The 19,109-nt window shown below is 63.5% G+C and carries 17 protein-coding genes and 1 pseudogene; 8 read left to right on the top strand and 10 right to left on the bottom strand.

Annotated elements, in window-relative coordinates; all coding sequences use genetic code 11:
- Positions 1-85: 85 nt before the first annotated feature.
- The 3 genes from AB3X89_RS29510 to AB3X89_RS29500 all read left to right on the top strand — a co-directional run bounded on the left by AB3X89_RS29510 (position 86) and on the right by AB3X89_RS29500 (position 1,989).
- Positions 86-763, top strand: coding sequence for a phosphoribosyltransferase (locus tag AB3X89_RS29510; RefSeq protein WP_368586435.1), 678 nt, complete (start codon positions 86-88; stop codon positions 761-763).
- Positions 764-818: 55 nt separating this feature from the next.
- Entirely contained in the window at positions 819-1,268 is a 450-nt protein-coding gene (locus AB3X89_RS29505; protein WP_368586434.1) for a CBS domain-containing protein, read from the top strand.
- 151 nt (positions 1,269-1,419) lie between these two features.
- Positions 1,420-1,989, top strand: coding sequence for a hypothetical protein (locus AB3X89_RS29500; RefSeq protein WP_368586433.1), 570 nt, complete (start codon positions 1,420-1,422; stop codon positions 1,987-1,989).
- 49 nt (positions 1,990-2,038) lie between these two features.
- Here AB3X89_RS29500 and AB3X89_RS29495 read toward each other — a convergent pair whose 3' ends face one another.
- A complete protein-coding gene (locus AB3X89_RS29495) occupies positions 2,039-3,760 on the bottom strand; it encodes a ShlB/FhaC/HecB family hemolysin secretion/activation protein (protein WP_368586447.1) in 1,722 nt (573 codons plus the stop codon).
- A 379-nt stretch (positions 3,761-4,139) separates the two neighbouring features.
- Here AB3X89_RS29495 and AB3X89_RS29490 point away from each other — a divergent pair.
- Positions 4,140-4,391: pseudogene (locus AB3X89_RS29490) on the top strand (endopolygalacturonase); the annotation flags it as partial.
- 78 nt (positions 4,392-4,469) lie between these two features.
- Here AB3X89_RS29490 and AB3X89_RS29485 read toward each other — a convergent pair.
- Positions 4,470-7,223 (bottom strand): putative bifunctional diguanylate cyclase/phosphodiesterase, encoded by a 2,754-nt coding sequence (locus tag AB3X89_RS29485; protein WP_368586432.1) that lies wholly within the window; start codon positions 7,221-7,223, stop codon positions 4,470-4,472.
- Between the two features lie 327 nt (positions 7,224-7,550).
- On the opposite strand from AB3X89_RS29485, the gene AB3X89_RS29480 reads away from it, so the two are divergent.
- On the top strand, positions 7,551-8,120 hold the full coding sequence (locus AB3X89_RS29480) for a cytochrome b (RefSeq protein ID WP_368586431.1): 570 nt from the start codon (positions 7,551-7,553) through the stop codon (positions 8,118-8,120).
- 22 nt (positions 8,121-8,142) lie between these two features.
- Here AB3X89_RS29480 and AB3X89_RS29475 read toward each other — a convergent pair whose 3' ends face one another.
- The 8 genes from AB3X89_RS29475 to AB3X89_RS29440 form a co-directional block, all read right to left on the bottom strand.
- Positions 8,143-8,856 carry a cytochrome c gene (locus tag AB3X89_RS29475; RefSeq protein ID WP_368586430.1) on the bottom strand — a complete coding sequence of 238 codons (714 nt, stop codon included), beginning with the start codon at positions 8,854-8,856 and terminating at the stop codon, positions 8,143-8,145.
- Positions 8,857-8,890: 34 nt separating this feature from the next.
- Positions 8,891-10,276: a cytochrome C gene (locus AB3X89_RS29470; protein ID WP_368586429.1), complete on the bottom strand. Its 1,386-nt coding sequence runs from the start codon at positions 10,274-10,276 to the stop codon at positions 8,891-8,893.
- A gap of 305 nt (positions 10,277-10,581) precedes the next feature.
- On the bottom strand, positions 10,582-11,112 hold the full coding sequence (locus tag AB3X89_RS29465) for a cytochrome b (RefSeq protein ID WP_176385292.1): 531 nt from the start codon (positions 11,110-11,112) through the stop codon (positions 10,582-10,584).
- A 64-nt stretch (positions 11,113-11,176) separates the two neighbouring features.
- Positions 11,177-11,614 (bottom strand): DUF6691 family protein, encoded by a 438-nt coding sequence (locus tag AB3X89_RS29460; protein ID WP_368586428.1) that lies wholly within the window; start codon positions 11,612-11,614, stop codon positions 11,177-11,179.
- A gap of 1 nt (position 11,615) precedes the next feature.
- Entirely contained in the window at positions 11,616-12,161 is a 546-nt protein-coding gene (locus tag AB3X89_RS29455) for a YeeE/YedE family protein (RefSeq protein ID WP_368586427.1), read from the bottom strand.
- Positions 12,088-12,891, bottom strand: a complete 804-nt coding sequence (locus AB3X89_RS29450) for a sulfite exporter TauE/SafE family protein (protein ID WP_368586426.1) — start codon at positions 12,889-12,891, stop codon at positions 12,088-12,090. The genes AB3X89_RS29455 and AB3X89_RS29450 overlap by 74 nt, the downstream gene beginning before the upstream one ends.
- Before the next feature lie 31 nt (positions 12,892-12,922).
- On the bottom strand, positions 12,923-14,230 hold the full coding sequence (locus AB3X89_RS29445; RefSeq protein WP_368586425.1) for an FAD/NAD(P)-binding oxidoreductase: 1,308 nt from the start codon (positions 14,228-14,230) through the stop codon (positions 12,923-12,925).
- Between the two features lie 34 nt (positions 14,231-14,264).
- Entirely contained in the window at positions 14,265-15,146 is an 882-nt protein-coding gene (locus AB3X89_RS29440; RefSeq protein WP_368586424.1) for an MBL fold metallo-hydrolase, read from the bottom strand.
- Positions 15,147-15,404: 258 nt separating this feature from the next.
- Between AB3X89_RS29440 and AB3X89_RS29435 the strand changes: the two genes are divergently transcribed.
- The 3 genes from AB3X89_RS29435 to AB3X89_RS29425 all read left to right on the top strand — a co-directional run bounded on the left by AB3X89_RS29435 (position 15,405) and on the right by AB3X89_RS29425 (position 19,091).
- Positions 15,405-16,820, top strand: a complete 1,416-nt coding sequence (locus AB3X89_RS29435) for a sigma-54 interaction domain-containing protein (RefSeq protein ID WP_368586423.1) — start codon at positions 15,405-15,407, stop codon at positions 16,818-16,820.
- 173 nt (positions 16,821-16,993) lie between these two features.
- Positions 16,994-17,311: a hypothetical protein gene (locus tag AB3X89_RS29430; protein ID WP_368586422.1), complete on the top strand. Its 318-nt coding sequence runs from the start codon at positions 16,994-16,996 to the stop codon at positions 17,309-17,311.
- A 199-nt stretch (positions 17,312-17,510) separates the two neighbouring features.
- Positions 17,511-19,091 (top strand): response regulator, encoded by a 1,581-nt coding sequence (locus AB3X89_RS29425; RefSeq protein WP_368586421.1) that lies wholly within the window; start codon positions 17,511-17,513, stop codon positions 19,089-19,091.
- Positions 19,092-19,109: the final 18 nt, after the last annotated feature.

Below are 19,109 nucleotides of genomic sequence, written 5' to 3'. Positions count from 1 at the left end.
CCTGCGTCGAGGTACGCTTGATGCTGCCGATCGATGGCATAGTGATCGAGGCAACGCGCCCCGGCGTTGCGAGGGAGGAAAAGTGATGGGCAACCGGTTTCGCGACCGCGCCGACGCTGGCAGACAGCTGGCCCACGCGCTGCGCGACTATCAGGGGCGCGGCGATCTGGTCGTGCTGGCCCTGCCGCGCGGCGGTGTGCCGGTCGCGTTCGAAGTCGCGCGGGAGTTGCGTGCGAAGCTCGACGTTCTCGTCGTCAGAAAGCTTGGCGCGCCGCAAGACGAGGAACTGGCGATGGGCGCCATCGCCTCCGGGGGCGCCCTTCACCTGGAAAGGTCGGTACTTCGCGAACTGCAAATCAGTGACGCCCAATTGACCGCTGTGATCGCGCGCGAAAGGGCGGAACTCGCGCGCAGGGAAGTGGCGTACCGTGGGGACAGCCCCCCGGCGGCAGTGCAGGGCAAGACGGTGATCGTGGTCGACGACGGCATCGCGACGGGGGCCTCGATGCATGCGGCGATCGAGGCGCTCCGTGGCAGACATCCTGCCCGGATCGTGGTGGCGGTCCCGGTGTCGCAATCCGATGCGGCGATGTCATTCGAAGGAATCGCGGACGCGTTCGTCAGCGTATTGCAGCCGGACCTGCTGATGGGGATCAGCGGGTTCTATGTGAATTTCGACCAGACGACCGATGAAGAAGTCCGCGCGTGTCTCGCTGCGGCGCGCGGTTGGGAGCCCGAGCAGAGCTCGGACTCAGTCGGGTGACGGTGCAGCGAACGGATACACGGCGGCAGGCCGTGTCGAACCTGGGGCATGTATCGTGAATTCAGGAACCATTTGTACGCGGGACGTCACCGCCTGCCGACGGCAAGCGACGATTCTCGAGGCCGCGCAGCTGATGCGCGAACAGCATGTCGGCGACCTCGTGGTGGTGGAGACGATCGGCGGACACAGCGTGCCTGTCGGGATGCTGACCGATCGCGACATCGTGCTGGCGATCGTGGCCAAGCAGGCCAGCCCCGAGAAGATCTTCGTGAACGACGTGATGTCGTCACCGCCCGCGCTCGTCGCCGAGGGGGACGATCTCTGGCTTGCCGCCTCGCGCATGCGTCTGAACGGCGTGCGGCGCCTGCCGGTCGTGGACAGCGCTGGCGCGCTTACCGGCATCGTGTCGCTCGACGATCTGCTCGAGGCGCTGGCTGGACTTCTGACCGAGCTATCGCTGGTGACGGATCGCCAGCCCCACATCGAAGAGAAGAACCGCGCGTGACGCCGACCCGATGCACGCATTGACCCGGATCAACATCCGCGCGGCGAGGCGCCGTAGGCTTGTAAGTGGAACGCCGGTCGGACAGCGGCCAGCAGGACGACGCGATTGACCGGATGCGATTCGACTGTCTTGATCGAAGGCACCGCAAATCATGGAAGACGCACTCGAAAGGCGCGCGCTGCTGCTTCATCTGGGGCGCGTGATGCAATTGATCGTTCGGCTCGACGATATGGCGCCGGGCGCGGCAACCATTGGCGAGCTGATCGCGCGATACCCGATTCTCGATGACGAGCCGCTGCTCGCGCAGCTGCGCCCCGATATGCCCGTGGACGCGTTCAGAACCCGTGCGCTTCACGCCTTCTGCCTGTGGCCGCAACAGTTGCTTGACAACCCGCTCGACCGGGAGGCGCTGGCTGCATCCGTGCGCGCGTCCCTGTTCAGTGACCATCCGCGGGGTTGGCGTGCCTACGTGGTCGGCTTGCGCCGCGACATCGCGTGGTTCGACGCGAAGCCGGCTAAGCGGCGCGCTTCGCGTGGCGTCGCGGACGTGGCGCCGTCGCTTCCGGACGACGGCCCGCCGGCACTCGACGCGCCGGCTGGCCGAGGCATCGCGACGGACATCGAGCGCGGCTTCGGCGCCGCGGGTCATCCGATTGAAAGCGTGGAAGGGGCGAAACGGCTAGACGAAGGCCGCGCCGACGAGCAACGGGGCGCGCAGTGAGACTAGTGCTCAGGCATCGTCGACTGTCGGGAGATGACGTGTCGATGGCTCATGTTCCGAGCGACACGTACAAGAGCACGATAGGTGCCTTCGAACCATTCGGCGTCGCCGAGCGTAATGGCGCGCCGTAGGTGCAGCGAAAATCGACGAATCTCGACCATTGGAAGCGCACGCCGGCGCCGACGCCCGCGAGCAGACCGGGATTGTTCTCCGCTGGCTGATCGATGGTGGTCCATACGCGGCCGGCATCGAAAAACACAAAGGGTTGCACGACTGCGTTGCTCGCGCCGAGAGCGATCGCAGGCGTGCGCACCTCGGTCTGGATGTTCCAGCCGCGATCGCCGAGCGTCACGTACGGGTCGTAGCCTCGCACACTGGACTCCCCGCCGAGCCCCATCTCCTCGCTCGGCAATAACGTGTTCGGCGTCCACTGCAACGTTCCGTTCGTGACCAGTGTGAAGCCCGCCCCAAGCGCGGTGGCGCGCGACGCAGTCAACTGCATATAGATGTAGCGGGCCGTCGCGCCCTGCCGCGCGGCGTTGAATGCCGCGTCCTGGTTGCTGCCATCCCATCCACCCGGACTGGCGACGAGTGTCGCCGCGGCATGCGCCGTGCCCGCCTCGGTCGGTTTGCTGATGTTGTAAGCCAACACGAACTGATGGATGTGCGTGTTCGAGTTGAAAACCTGGGAGCCGCCGAATTCCAGATCGTTGTTGCTCCGCTTGAAGTCGTATCCGATCTGGACGAGCTGGGTCGTGTCCGTGATCGTCGGCAGTCGCAAGTCATAACGGAAGCTAAGCTGCGCGGAAATGCCCGTTTGCCCATACGTGTCGGGCAGGCGTGGCGTGCTCTGCGCGTACACGCCGAACAACTCGATCGTGTCGAGCCAGGGCAGCGGCGCTGCGTAGTTCAGCGCGTGCGCGGTGAAGCGGGCGCGGTTCGGGCGGCCTTCGATATCCGGATTGCCGCTGAAAAAATCGTTGCTGGCCGTGAATTGATAGGCGATCTGCTGATCGAGCCCGAACAGGTTGCCGTAGCCGATGCCCGCAAAGAACCGGTCACGGCCGAGGTCCGGCACGCCTTGATTGTCGTAACCCGCGCTGACCCGAAACGGCAGACGGTCTTCGGTTTGCAGCACGACGTCGGTCGTGTCCGCTGCTTCACCGGGTGCAAACACTGCATCGACCCGTCGATAAGGATTCGCGTTCAGCACAGCGAGTCCCTTCGAGACCGTCGCTTGCGGGATCGGTGCGCCGGGTTCGAGCGGCATTTCACGTTCGAGAAGCCTGCTCGAAAAGTAGCTGTTGCCGCTGGCATGAACCCGCCCGAGCTTGAACTCCGCAACGGCGATACGCACGACCCCCGAGCTGACGTCCTGTTCCGGCACGTAGACGTCGACGAGTGGCTTTCCCGCCGCCCGATACCGCGCGACCACCGCGCGGCGAATTTCGGCGAGGCGGCCGAAAGTCAGCGGCTTGTCCAGGTCCGTGGCGAAGCTCTCCAGGAACGCGTCGTCGAGTACGGGCAGTCCTTGCGCGACGATGCGTTGTTGCTGCGTCGGTGATGCCGTCGCGTGCTCACCGGCCGGTTCGAAGACGAGCCCGGCAAGCCGCTCGACTGCGATCCGTGCGGAGTCCGCCTGGCTTTCCGGGGAGGAGGGCGGCGGCGCGCTTCGCGGCGCCTGCGGGGCGGGTTGAGGCGCGACATCGCGCCATGCCTGTGCCGCTGCGGGCGAGGTCTGCATGATGGCCGCAACGCACGACGCGATCATCAGGACAGCAGTGCAGTCGGCGGATCGCGGTTTCATCGATCGTCTGGCTGCAAAGCGCTGAACCCAGTGACAGCGGACTGCGGCGACCAGGCGCGCGCGTCGCGCTGCAAGCGATGCCATCGCGCATGTAATACGAGCCTGCCGTTGTTCATCGCGATACCTGTTGACGGGTGTGGTGCATCGAATGCGGAGCCGCGCGTCGAAATCATTCTAGTCGAACCGTCTGGCGCGAAATTCCAAAAGAATCGGGAATCCTCTGAATGCCGCCAGCTACTTCCTGCCGCGTCTTGGGTATGCAGGAGACATTCAGTAAGGGTATCCACCATGTGTAACTGCTGCTGATCTTGTCCTTACTCTTCCAGACTTGTCATGCAACTATTCGTGTTTCCAGGCCATCGTTGCACAAGGTCCAGTCGCGTTCGACTACAACGGTCCGGCGCCTGCGCCGACCGTCCCGGCAATCACCGGAGTGACGATTTCCAACTGTGATTTCGGCACGCCCGCTGCCGCGGGGCCTGCTAGCGCCAGCACGCCGGGACCGATCTACCTCTACAACGTGCACGACATCACGTTGCAGAACGTGGTCATCGCTGGGCAGACGCTCAATCAGACGCTGTCGGATCCGCGTTAAAGGCGACGCGCCAAAGAGCGGCGAGGCGCCGCTCTTTGGCGTCGCAAAGCCGAAGTGAAGCCGTCGCGTGCGGGGCTCTCACGACGCGGTGTTCTGCAACTCGTGCGACTCGCCGAGCAGACTCGCCGCGTAGGCTGGAACATTCGCCGCTGGCAGTGGCGCGGCGAAGTAGTATCCCTGAACGATCTCGCAGCCGGCCTCGGCAAGAAAAGCCAGTTGCTCCGCTCGTTCGACGCCTTCCGCGACGACTTCGAAACGCAGGTTGCGGGCAAGTGCGATGATCGCACCGATGATCGTCTCATCCGCACGACTGCTGCCAATGCCGCGGATGAACGACATGTCGATCTTCAGACGGTCGGCGTGGAAGCTGCGCAGATAAGCCAGGCTCGAGTAACCGGCGCCAAAGTCGTCGATCGCTATGGACACGCCAATGTCGTGCAGCGCGCGCAGCGTGGGCAGGGCGCCAGGGGCAACCAGGCCTCCTTCGGTAATCTCCAGTTCCAGCCGGTCCGCGGCCAATTGCGACGCGGCCAGAGCACGGCGCACGACTGCGCCGAAATCGCTCAACGTAAGCTGGCTCGGCGACACGTTGACCGACATGCGCAGCCCCGGCAGCACTTCTTCCCAGCGCTTTGCCTGTGCACAGGCAGTTTGCAGCACCCATTCTCCGATTGGCGCGATCAAACCGATGTCTTCGGCCAAGGGGACGAACGTCGTCGGGCTGACCGTGCCGAAGTCCGCGTCGTGCCATCGGATCAGCGCCTCGACTCCGCTCAGCCGGTAACTGCGTATGTCCACTTGCGGCTGGTACACCAGCTCGAAGCCGTTCTGCTCGACGGCATTGCGCAGCTTGTGAGATAGCGCGATGCGCTGAGCCGCTTCATGTGCGAGCGAAGGCGCAAATCGCTCGACGCCGTTACGCCCGCCTGCCTTGACGCGATACATCGCGAGGTCGGCGTGTTTCAGCAGGGTTTCGCAGTCTGTGCCGTCCTGCGGATAGCAACTGACCCCAACGCTCATCCGGACCCGCAGTTGCATGTCGTCGATTTGCACCGGCTCGTCCAGCGTTTGCGTCACGCGCGCCAACAGCGCGCAGAGTTCGGCATCGCCGGTTGAACCCTTCAGCATCGTCACGAACTCGTCGCCGCCATAGCGGGTGACCACGCCATCCGATCCGACCGAGGCCGACAGCCGCCGCGCAACTTCCTGCAACAGGCGATCGCCGGCGCCGTGGCCCAGGCTGTCGTTGATGTCCTTGAAATGATCGAGGTCGATGAACAGCAGCGCGAACTCGTGACCCTCGAAGATCGCCGTGTCGATCAATTCACGCAGCGTCACGCGGTTCGGCAAGTCCGTCAGCGCATCGCGGCGCGCCTGCCTGACCAGCAGATCCCGCGACTCGATGAGCTCCGTCAGGTCGCTCACCACGCTGATGTGATGCGTCACCTTTTCCGACTCGTCGCTTACCTGTGCAACGTAGAGCTGATACCAGAACTCCGTTCCGTTCGCGCGACGGCTTTTCGTCAGCGTGGTGGCCTCGCGTTTCCCGGCAATCGCCGTACCGATCTGTTGCCACAATCCGGGTGTTTCCGGCCGCGCTGAGTGATCGCCTGCATTCTGCGGGCGCGCATAGCCAGTTATTTTCTCGAATGCCGGGTTCGCGTATTCGACCACGTCGCCGCTCGGATCGGGTCGCGTGATGAGCACGCCGTTGCCGATCGCGTCGAGTGCACGGCTTCGCAGCAATAGCGCGAGTTCGGCATTCTTTCGCTCCGTGACGTCGACGGCCGTGATGAAGCACGCTCGATGACGGCCATAGGTGAGGAAGTGGTACGACAGTTCGACGTAGACGGGCGTGCCGTCGCTGTGCCGATGCCGGCATACACCGGCCGAGCCGCTGGTGGTGGCCGCAGCCAGCTGCGCGTGCAGATCGCGCAGAAATGACGGCAGGTCGGCTTGCGCATACAGGGCGGCCATGTCGAGCGAGCATAGCTGACGGCGCGTGCGTCCGTACTGGGATGCGGCGGCGCGGTTCGCAGCGAGAATCGATAGCGTCTCGACGTCGAAAATCAACATCGGCAGTGGATGATGATCGAAGTACTGACGGAACCGGCGCTCGCTTTCTGATGCGATGACGCGCGCGCTTTGCCGCGCGAGACGGGCGCGATAGTGAGCAATCAATGCATAGCAAAAGAGAAAACAGGCCGCCAGCGCCGTGGTCGCAAGCACGGTCCGTTCTATCACCAGGTGGCGCGTCGCGCTGTCGGATGCAGCCCTCAGGGAAGCGGTCTGCGCGTCGCGGAGGGTCACCAGCTCGGTGACGATGTTCGCCAGCATGCGGTTCGCTGCGAGCAGCTCGGGGCTGTCCACCGAGGCGTGGCCATCCGCGACGTGCGCACGTACCGCGATGTCGGCCAGAAGCCACGCCCAGCCGGCCGTCTCACCGCGCAGACGCCGTACCGCCAGTTGGCTTCGCGGGTCGCTCGCGTAACTTTGTTCCAGCCGGTCGAAGCAGGTGGCGGCCAGCACGACACGCTGCACCGGCCACGCGAAGGATGCCACCCGTGCACTGTCGAGCCCCACCAGGAAGTCGGCGTTCGCCTGAATATGCACTGCTTGCAGCGTTTCGATGTCATCGCGGGCACGCAGCGCGTGAATGCGCTCTGCAACGGACCGCTCGTGCCATATCAGCGTGTAACCAATGCCGACAGCGAAAATGACGAGGCCGGTCAACACCAGTGCGACGGTGATGATCAGTTGCCGGTCGACGCCATGTCGCCGCCTCCACCGGCCTATGACGCCAGCGATGCCGAAGCTTGAAATATATTGCATCGATTCAGAATCAGCGCGCGTGAGTGCAGAACATTGATACTCGACGGCGGCATGGCTGTGCGTCAGCATCTTTTACCGGTTATTGCGCGCGGTAACCGGGCTATTGTCTCCTCAGTGAAGGTATCGGCAGCGAGACGAAGAACTTGAGAATCAAGCTGCTTCGGCCGTAGTTTCGACGACCGGCCGTTCGACGGAGAACGTTCAACAGTCACCAGAGAAAAACGCGCAGAGTTTGAGCGTAGAATCCATTCTCGAATCCAGCATGCCAGCGTACGGCCTGTGCTAGTGCCTGGCGTTCGTCGAAGGTCGGATAGGGGAGACGCTATTGTGAAAAGCTCTGCCACCAGCTACGGTTCGATTGCCCAATTCCTTCACTGGTGCACGGCGATAGTCGTGCTCGTAACGTTCATGTATGGGCCCGGCGGACATGAGCAGCGCGTTTATTCTGCGGCGCACGATTTCGACCGGCAATTGCACGAGACCTTGGGTCTATGCGTGTTCGCGCTCACCCTCATCCGCCTGCTGTGGCGGGCGTTCGACACCCAACCTGAGACACCTCCGATGTCTCGCTGGATGGCTGTTCTGGCAACAACCGTTCAGTGGTTGCTGTATCTGCTTCTCCTCGCCTTACCGCTTACCGCCATCTCGGGCGCGTGGCTCGAAGGGCATCCTCTGACGCTCATCGGTGGTCACGAGATTCCGTCTTTACTCAGTACATCGCATGCAGCAGGCTCAGCCATCTCATCGCTTCACACATGGCTCGGCGACGCCATTATGTGGCTTGCAGGGTTCCACGCATTCGCGGCTATTGTTCATCATGTCCTCCTTAAAGACGACGTCCTGGTCGGCATGCTTCCGCGCTGGTTTCCGACCGGACGGGCGCGTACTGGCCGATAAGCCCGATGGCAAGACTGCCCGTTTAGCGGTCCACAGCGGGATCGGCCGCCGCCTCAGCCTCTGCGGGAAACGCCTCCATGAAGGCAGCAACGGCTCGAATGTCCCGATCCGACAAGTTGTCGGAGATAGTCTTCATCACTTCGCCACGCGGGCGTAGCCCGGCGCTCCGGAACACCAGGATCTGTTTTTCAACGTAATCCGCGTACTGTCCGGCGAGGCGAGGAAATCCCCCTGTCCCTTCTCCATGCTGGCCGTGACAGGTACTGCATGCCGGTACGCCTTTGTCCGGAATGCCCAACAAAAAGATCGTCCTGCCCGAATCGATGAGCCGATGATCGGCCGTCGCTCGTGGTACCGGAGGCGGCTGGCTGGAGAAGTACGCGGCGAGTTGCTCGATTTGCGTTTCACTCAGATGCGTGAAGCCCCACATGAATCTTCTGGCATTCGGGTCGCTTCGCACATGAGCCTTGAAGTCCGTTAGCTGATTGACGAGGTATTCCCGTGGTTGGCCCGCGAGTTTCGGAAACGTGGGAGATACCGAAACGCCATTTACGCTATGGCAATTCGAACACACCTGCAATGCGATCGTCCTTCCGGCGACGGCGGGATTGTCGATCTGTCTGGACTGCTCCAGGTTGTGGCAGCCGGTTGCGCCGAGCGATAGCGCGACGAGGATCAATCGCGCACGTGGCCAGCGGCACGTTGAATCCTCAATGGAATGCGCGGGATGTTTCATCGATGGGCCTTCTAAAAAACGTGAGCCGATACCGTCACCAGTACGCGGCCCAGAGGTATAGAAACAGCGTGTCGTTGTCGCTTGCATTGCGTCCATGGCCGTCGTAATTCGACCGTGCGCCGAGGTATTTGGTGAAATGCGTGTATTGAAGACCGACGCGGATGTTCTGCACAGGAATCCAGAAGATCTCGGGCATCCACCCTTGCGTGGCCGGCGACGAGTTCGCGCTGCTGGCGTACGCCACGCTATCCGTGGTGCCGGTCACGTTGAAGAACGAAAGGCTCACGCCATATTTGGCCTGATAGATGTACGAGGCTTTCAGGCGTAAGGAATTCAGATTCGCTGACTGGCTGTTGCCAAACACGAAGTTATTCGGGTCGCTGATGTTTTCATGGATGTAGCGCGCCTGTGCGGTAACGGTGTTCGGCTCGAGGATGTACTGATACTGCGCATCCACACCGATGTCGCGATAGCGGGTGACGCCCTGGGTGAAGATCGGCATCGAGTTCGCGTCGTTCGGATAGACGTTCGCATTGATGCCGAAGGTCCCCACCATGACGTTGTGCGGACCCCACTCATGAGTCAGGGCCAGACGCCAGTACGGATTTTGACCCTTCAGATAGATCTGCGGGTGGTTGGGGTCGCCGGCCTTGTTGCCCTTGCTCATGAACGACCAGATGCCATCAGCGGTGCTATACAGCGACACCTCCGCATAGACTGTCCGGTTCCAGTACAGGTAGCCGCCCGCACCCACGACCTGCTGCGCGAGCGTGCCTTCGAGGATCGGCAGAAACTGGGGTGAGCCGACCGTGCTGATCGAAGAGGAAATGTACGGGTAACTCCATGCCGGAGAACTGTTCCACACATCCTGCACGGTCGGATTGTTGTGCAGGGTGGTGCCGAGAATCAGGTCGCTGGCGTTCCCGATGATCCTGTCCACATAACGGAAATCCATGTTGTCCGATGCCCAGTGGCCGATCCAGTGTCCGTCGCTTCCCTGATGGTCGTAGTTCGAGTAGGTGAATTGCGTGAACGCACCGATCCTGTCGGTGATCTTGCCGGCGAGGAAGATGCTGGCTGAATCGAATATCGGCAGACCGTCTTTGGGCGACACGATATTGCCGCTGGCATCGTGGTTGAGCCTCGTCCTGGTCATGTCGAGCATCGCCATCACGGCGATTGGAACCGTACGTTCGCCGAAGGTATAGCCATTGAGCTTGAACATTCGGCCGTACGGCGTCAGTTCAGGAAACTGTCCGCCCGCGTGACACGCGACGCAGCTTTGCCCTGTTTGACGGGCGAATATAGGCAGCGCTCGAACGACTGGAGCAACCACCAGGCAAAGCACGGCGAGCGCCAGCATCCAGATGGGACCCGTCAGCCGATGGGCGGCATCATCGCCTGCAAATGCCTTTGACATGTCCGTCTCCCCGACGGCCAGTTCCGCATTCGGTCATGCGCAGCGCGCACGAACCCCTGCCCACTGCGGAAACTGGGCGACAGCATCGCACTTCGCGCTCGGCATGACCGGCGTCGCGTTTACATCGGCGTAGTGGGGCAAGCTGATGCCGCGTTGCGGTTGATGCTTGCCTGCGCGGAGCGCTTTCTCCAGACTCCAGAACGAGCGCGCACGCCGATTTATTCCCGCGCATGCGCTTGAACGCGCAAGGCGGGAGATCGAGAGGGACCTTGTTGAGTTGCCGCGGCTTTGGCTATACGCGATCGCTAGATCTTCATGCGCTGTAGAACGCGGTCGCCGGAGACGAACTGATGAAACATTGCCGCAGCGATATGCAGGCAGATGACACCGAACAGCACCCACGCGAGAACGCCGTGCACATCGCCCATCGCATGCCCGAACGAGGAGCCCGGTGCCGACAGTGAAGGCAACGAAACAAGGCCGCCGAGGCGGACCGTCCACGTGCGCGACGAAGCGTTGATCCAGCCGAGCAGCGGCACCAGCACGAGCAGCACGTACAGCGCAAGGTGGGTGACTTTTGAAGCGACGCGAAACAGCGGCGGCAGATTGTCCGGCGGCGACGGGTGAGTCACGCGCCACAGCACCCGCAACACCATCGCGGCGAGCAATGCGGTGCCGACGCCAAGGTGCCAGGCGATTTCACCGTCCGGCACCGTATCGCGGTGCACGTCCGGCATCGTCCAGCCGATCACGAACTGCGCGGCAACCAGCCCGACGACGAGCCAATGGAGCAAACGTGCGACGATGTCATAGCGGTGTTCAGTCGAGACTTGCATAGGGGGCGCCTGTGAGTTGGTTTCTGGTGAAACAGATCGTACACTGCCGCGCCTTAAGCTCAGGTTAAGAACCCGTCGCCAAGGCCGTCTGCCTGCGCCGTTCGAATAACTCGAAGATGGCCATTCCCGCGATCATCGCGGCCACGAACACCCACGCTTTGGCCGACCCGAGCCCGAGCGCGACGAGCGCGGGGCCGGGACAGAACCCGGCAATTCCCCAACCGACGCCGAACGCGGCACTGCCCAGCACCAGTCTTGCCGTGACGTGGGTCGACGTGGGAATCCGCATCGGCGATCCGAGCAGCGACTTGTCGCGGCGCTTGGCGATCGCGAAACCGATTGCCGCGACGGCCACCGCGCCCATCATCACGAACGCGAGCGACGGGTCCCAGCGTCCGGCGATATCGAGGAAGCCCTGCACTTTCGCAGGGTTGGCCATGCCCGACAACAGCAGGCCGATGCCGAACATCAGCCCGCATAGGAATGAAACAGCTGTTGCCATCTTAGGCTCCGAGAAGATGTCGAATGATATAGACGGTGACGAAGCCGGCCGCCATGAACGTCGCCGTCGCGACGAGCGAGCGCGTGGCGCCGCGTGAAATGCCGCACACGCCGTGTCCGCTCGTGCAGCCGCTGCCGTAGCGGGTGCCGATGCCGACCAGCAAGCCGGCCGCGATCACGGCGGGCCACGATGCGTCGACGGTGATCGCGACGGGCGCATCGACCGCGCGCGCGATCAGCGCCGCAACGATCAGCCCGGCAACGAAGGCGACGCGCCATGCGCCGTCGCGCTTCGTCCAGCGCAGCAGGCCGCCGACTATCCCGCTGATTCCGGCGATGCGGCCCAGCAAAAGCACCATCGCCGCAGCCGCGACGCCGATCAGCAGGCCTCCGCACAGGGAGGCGATCGGGGTGAAATGGTCGAAATCTATCATCGTTCGCTCTGTTTGATTGTTGGGTGGGTTGCGGCAGCGCTTACATCTGCGCCGCTTTGACCAGCAGGCCGAGCGCCACGCACACGAGGATGCTCGCAAAGCCCAACTGCACATGATGGGCGGCGATGTGATGCGACGCGAGCCGTCCGCTGAGCATACCGGCGGCGGTGGCGCCAGTGAACCACAACGCGACTTCGAGTGGAAGTGTCGCGCCGTGCGTGGCCGTCGCGAGAACGCCGCCACTGCCGACGAGCGCGATCACCATCAGCGAGGTCGCGACGATGCCGTGCATCGACACGTCAGTCAGCTTGCGCATCATCGGCACGATGATGAAGCCGCCGCCGACACCGAGCATACCGGTCATCAATCCGGTCAGCGAACCGGTGGCCGCGAGTGCGGCTGCGGTCGGCCAGGTCCAGCGAAAACGGCCGGTGGCCGGGTCGACATGCGCGACGCACATCGACGATTGCGGCTCGCGCGACGTGCGGCGCGCGCGCGTCTGACGCAGCAGCCGGAACGCGACGACCAGCATCACCGCGGCGAACAGCGCGAGCAACACGCGGTGCGGCAACGCATGCGCGAGGCGCGCGCCGGCGGCGGTGGCGGGCACCCCCGCGGCGGCCATCAGCAGCGCGGCGCGATAGCGGACGAGCCGCTTGCGAAACGCCTCGAGCGCGCCCACCGCTGCGCTGCCGGCCACCGCGACGAGCGCGACCGGCGTGGCCTGCTGCAGCGGCCAGCCCATGCCGAACACGAGCGCGGGCACGGCAAGAATGCCGCCGCCGGCGCCGGTCAGCCCGAGAGTGGCGCCCACCAGCGCGCCGAGAACGAGAGACAACAGCATCGAAGACCCCGTGAGCAGTGCGTGCCGGCGCTCAGTCCGCCAGTTGCGGATTAGCGAGCCATTCGCGTCCCTTCAGCATGCCGCGCCAGTAGAGCGGCGGCAGGATCCGCTCTTTCAGCAGCCACGCGAGCCGCGATGGCTTTTTGCCGTCGATGAGCCACGCCGGAAACGTCGGCGCGACCTTGCCGCCATACAGAAACTCGGCGAGCACGATCTTTCCGCGCTCGACGGTGAGCGGGCAGGAGCCGTAGCCGTCGTAGATCGCGACGCCGCTCGCCGCGCCCAGCGAGGCGAGCACGTTGTGCGCGACGACCGGCGCCTGCTTGCGCGCGGCGGCGGCGGTCTTCGCGTTGGACGTGTTGGTCGCATCGCCGAGTCCGAAGATGTTTTCGTGGCGCTTATGCTGCAACGTGGCCTGATCGACGTCGAGCCAGCCGGACGCATCCGCGAGCGCGCTGTCGCGGATGAAGTCGGGCGCCTTTTGCGGCGGCACGGCGTGCAGCATGTCGAAGCCGGTCTCGAAGGTTTCCTTGCTGCCGTCGGCTAGCGTATGCGTGAATCTCGCCATCTTTGCGTCGCCATCGACCGCACTCAGCGTGGAGCCGAAGTTCAGCGCGATGCCGTAACGCTCGACGTATTGCATCAACGCGGGCACGTAGTCGGCGACGCCGAACAGCGCCGCGCCGGCGTTACGAAACTCGACGCCGATATGTTGCAGCCGCCCGCTGCGGCGCCAGTGATCGCACGCGAGATACATCGCTTTCTGCGGCGCGCCGGCGCATTTGATCGGCATCGGCGGCTGCGTGAAAATGGCTCGACCCGTTTCGAGCTGCTGCGTCACCTTCCACGTGTACGGCGCGAGGTCGTAGCGGTAATTGGACGTGACGCCGTTGCGCCCGAGCGTGTCGACGAGGCCGTCGATCGCGTTCCAGTCGAGTTTGAGGCCGGGGCACACCACCAGCTGGCGGTATTCGACGGCGCGCGAGCCGTCGAGAATCACGAGGTTTTGCGCCGGCTCGAAGTGCGTGACGGCAGCCTTGATCCACTTCACGTTCGCGGGCAGCACGCTGGAAATCGGACGGGCCGTCGTTTCCGGGTGGAATACGCCGGCGCCTACCATCGTCCAGCCCGGCTGGTAATAGTGCGTGTCGGCGGGATCGATGACCGCGATGTCGAGATCGGGGCTGCGCGTAAGCAGGCTCGACGCCGTTGCGATACCGGCCGCGCCGGCGCCGACGATCACCACGTCGTGCCGGTGCGTCGGCCGCATCCGTTGCGATGCGGCGGCGAGCGTGTCGGCCGCTGGGTTCGAAGGGTCCGTGAGTTTCGTGTTGCGCATGTAGGGTCCTCTTGTTTGTTCCAGGCCGCCGCGCTCACAGCGCATCGACCGGTACCTTGATGTACGACACGCCATCGCTTTCGGGCGGCGGCAGGTGGCCCGCTCGCATGTTGACCTGCACCGACGGCAGGATCAGCGTGGGCATCGTGAGCGTGGCGTCGCGGGCCGTGCGCATCGCGATGAACGACGCTTCGTCGATGCCGTCGCGGACGTGGATGTTCTGCTCGCGCTGCTCGGCCACCGTGGTCTCGAACAGCAGCGGCCGGCCGCCCGGCTGGTAGTCGTGGCACAGATACAGGCGGGTTTGCGGCGCGAGACCGAGGATGCGCTGAATCGAGCGATACAGCGCTGACGCATCGCCGCCCGGAAAATCGCAGCGCGCGGTGCCGTAGTCGGGCGTGAACAGCGTGTCGCCGACGAACGCGGCTTCTTCGCTGCCGTCGCTCGCGACATAGGTCACGCAGGCGGGCGTGTGGCCTGGCGTGTGCATCACGCGCACGGACAGATCGCCGACGTTGAACGTCTCGTCGTTGTCGAACAGGCGATCGAACTGCGAGCCATCGGTGCGAAACCCGGGACCCGCGTTGAACAGCTTGCCGAACACGGCTTGCACGCGCGTCACCTGCGCGCCGATTGCGATCTGACCGCCGAGCCGCGCTTTCAGATAGGGCGCGGCCGACAGGTGATCGGCGTGCACGTGGGTTTCGAGTATCCATTGCACGCGCGCGCCGAGCGACTCCACGCGCGCGGCGAGGCGATCCGCGGTTGCGGTGCAGGTGCGTCCCGACTTCGGGTCGTAGTCGAGCACGGTGTCGATCAATGCGCAATTCCTCGTGCCTGCATCCATCAGCAGATAGCTGACGGTCGATGTCGCAGGATCGAAGAAGCCCTCGACGGCGAGCTTGCCGGTTGCCATTTCGGTGGTTCCTCACGATAGCGGACTAAGCCAGTCCGAGGCGCCCACCAATGCAGGAGTCGTGCCACCAAGCCGCAGCGTCACGGCCCTCGGTTGTAATGCACTGATTTTTAGAGGTTTATCGCGCGCGATATGGCGAATTGAAGAGGCGTCTGCACGACGCTCGGCCTCACCCGTGGCAAAGAGTCACTGCCATTTGGCAGTCGTGGCAGAAATGGCAGTTCCGGCGTATATTGCGGCAGCCAAGGAGTAATCACGATGATCCCGCCCGACATTGCGCCGCCCCCTTCGACCGAGCTTCCGTCGCAATCCCCTGGCGCGTCTGACGGCGTGCCCACGGTGGTACCCGACGTGAGCACGCTCGTGTCATATCTGGAGCACGATCCGCAACCGGCGATCGTGCTCGATCCGCACTATCAGATTCTGGCCGCGAACAGCGCCTATCAGCGCCAGTTCGGCGTCGAAGGCCAGGCGCACATCGGCCGCCGCTGCTATCAGGTTTCGCATCACTACGACGTGCCGTGCGATCAGGCGGGCGAGCACTGCCCGATGAAACGCGCGACGGAAAATCGCAGCGCGGATCGCGTGCTGCATATCCATCACACACCGAGAGGCCCGGAGCACGTCGACGTCGAGTTGCGGCCGATCTTCGACCGCCACGCGCGCATCGTCGCCTATGTCGAGCGTCTCGCCACGGTCAGGAGCGCGTCCGCGCGGCCAAGCTCCGAAGGTCTGGTCGGGCGCGCGCCGGCGTTCAACGAGGCGATTTCTGCTTTGCAGCGCGTCGCGCCTTCGATGCTGCCCGTTCTGCTGCTCGGCGAATCGGGCACCGGCAAGGAGCTGTTCGCGCATGCGCTGCATGAGGCGAGCAGCCGCGCCCAGGGGCCGTTCGTCGTGGTGGATTGCTCGGGCATTACCGAGACGCTGTTCGAAAGCGAGTTGTTCGGCTTCGAGAAGGGCGCGTTCACCGGCGCGACGAGCCGTAAGCAGGGTCTCGTCGAAACCGCGCAGGGCGGCACGCTGTTTCTCGATGAAATCGGCGACGTGCCGCTATCCATTCAGGTGAAGCTGTTGCGGCTGATCGAAACGGGCACCTTCAGGCGCGTGGGCAGTACCGATATGCTGCGTGCCGACTTCCGGCTCGTCGCGGCCACGCACAAGCCGCTCGAGCGGATGGTCGCGGACGGCCAGTTCCGCGCTGATCTGTATTTCCGGATCAGTGCGTTTCCGATTCATTTGCCCGCGGTGCGCGAGCGTGTCGACGACATCGCGCTGCTCGCGGATTCGATCCTGACGCGCATTGCGTCGACGCGAAGCGGGTCGTCGCATAAGGCGTCGATTTCGGCGGAGGCGTTGGCGCTGTTGGGTGCCTATGCGTGGCCCGGCAACATCCGCGAATTGCGCAACGTGCTCGAGCGCGCCAACCTGCTCGCCGACGGTGGTGTGATCCGCCCGGAACACTTGCCGGAGGCGGTCCGCGATAAGACTTCCGGCGCGGCGAAGGAATCGCTGGCCGTGGGTCCGGGCCTGCCGCGCAAGCTCACCGATGCGGAGCTCGCGAGCGCGGCGGCGCAATTCCGCGGGAAACGCAGTGAGCTTGCCGCGCAATTGGGTTTGAGCGAGCGCACGCTTTATCGCCGGCTTAAAGCGATCGCGGGCGGTGAGGGCGCCTAACCAAACCGGAGCGATGCTCGCAATGCCGGCCGGCTGTCGCCTCATCGTCACTCAGGGTTTCCTGACACGCGAATCAGGATCTCTAACCGTGGTTTTCCAGCCTGCGCTGAATGCGACACAACTTCCGCTCATAGATGATGACGTATCGGAATGCAATGTCGAATTGATGGGTCATGATGGGCTATCTGTCGGAGCGGGAGAACGTCGTCGAACAGATCGACTCGATATGTCTACGACTGTTCGACACGTGGTGCGAGGCGCGCAGCGTGAAATCGCTCGCATATTTGATGCACTGCTGGCCGCTGATCGACAGCACGCCTGCCGCGCTCAAACGGCTGGGCGAAACGATGCGCGAATTGCGTCGCAATCACGCGGAGCAGATCAACGAGTATGACTTTCGCGCGCTGTGCGAAGTAGCCGACCTGATCGACGAACTGACCGAGTCTCGCGCAGTCCGGCGGCTCACCGTGGTGGGAGGGCTGGCGGAATAGCGAACCGCAACGCAGCTAACAGCCCGGAAGAGCGGAGAAAATCGTGCGAGCGGCGTGCAGCGGCAGTGAGGCCGCGGCGCGGCTGTTTCATCGGTCGTTCCAGAGCCGGTGAGCGCGTGATGGACCAGGCTCTGGCATCGAGTGCAGAATAGGACACCCTGCAACTCGTTGAGCGGTCTCTCAAAGGGAACACCGCATCATGAGCCATTTCGCCACCCCGGTTGCGCAGACCGGCACCATTCTGATAGTCGACGATACGCCGGGCAATCTCGGCGTAGTCGTCGACAGTCTCGAAGCGCGAGGCATTCGCGTGCTGGTGGCGCTCGACGGTATCGAAGCGTTGGACCGCGCGGTCTTCTCTCAGCCCGATGTGATCCTGCTCGACGTGAAGATGCCGGGCATCGACGGCTTCGAGACCTGTCGACGCCTCAAGCTCGATGAGCGCACTCGCGATATTCCCGTCCTGTTCATGACATCGCTGACCGGCAACGAGGACCGCGTCGAAGGTTTTCTGGCGGGTGGCGTCGACTATGTGACCAAGCCGTTGCGCGTCGACGAGATGGTCGCGCGCGTCGGCGTGCATCTCGAACTGCGGGTGATGCACAAGCAGGTTCTCGCGCAAAACCGGCAACTGCTGGCGGAAGTCGCGATGCGCAAGGAAACGGAGGCTGCGTTATCGCAAGCGCGCGACGATCTCGAGCGGCGTGTCGCGTTGCGTACGGAAGAACTCGCGCGCGCCAACGTGTGCTTGCAGGCAAGCGAGGCGCGCTTTCGCGCGATTGTCGAAACGAGCCCGGTGCCGCTGTGCATCACGTCGATGCCTGATGGGCAGATCCTGTACACGAATCAGCCGCTGCGTGAACTCTTCGGCATGGACGAACACGTGTCCGTCAATATCGCGGATTTCTACGCCGACCGGGGGGAGCGCGAGCGTGTGATCGAGCATCTGCGCGCGGAGGGAAGCTTGCGCGATAGGGAGATACAGTTCCGGCGCGCGGACGATACACGGTTCTGGGCGATGGCGACGGCGCGCGTCGCGACTTACGACGATTCTCCCGCGATCTATGTCGGCCTGAACGACATTACGGGCCGCAAGCAGATGGAACAGGAACTCGTCGAATCGCGCGAGCAGCAGCGCGAACTGTCCGCGTATATGGAGGCGATTCGCGAGGAGGAGAGAAAGCGCATTGCGATGGAGATTCACGACGAACTGGGCCAATTGCTGACTGCGCTCAAGATGGACGTGTCGCTGCTCAAGATGCGCATAACGCACGACGCGGAAGCGTCGAAAAAAGCCGATGATATGCGTCAACTGGTCGAAGGCACGATCTCGATGGTGCGCAATGTCGCGAGCCATTTGCGGCCCGCCGCGCTCAACTTCGGCATCGTGTCCGCGCTCGAATGGCTTGTCGAGGAGTTCAACCGCCGCCATGCGATTGCGTGTGAATTGCGTATCGAAGGCGGTGACCCGGCGCTGTCCGACGCTCATGCGACGGCCCTGTTCCGCATCGCACAGGCGTCGCTGACGAACGTCGCGCGGCATGCCGACGCCACACATGTCGAGGTGACGCTCGTATCGACGGCGGCGAAGCTCTTACTGCAGGTGCGTGACGACGGCCGCGGCTTCGACCAGCAAGTCGTGAGGCGCGACTATTCATATGGCCTGCTCGGCATGAACGAGCGCGCGCGGCTGATCGGCGGATCGCTTTCGATCGAAACCGCGCCCGGCGCGGGCACGATGGTTTCGATTCACATTCCGCTCGATGCTGCTAGAACGTAAGACGAAGCGATTCCCGCT

It is taken from the genome of Paraburkholderia sp. BR14320 (assembly GCF_040948665.1).
Taxonomy (GTDB): Bacteria; Pseudomonadota; Gammaproteobacteria; order Burkholderiales; family Burkholderiaceae; genus Paraburkholderia; species Paraburkholderia youngii.
This window is presented reverse-complemented; position numbering and strand designations above follow the sequence as displayed.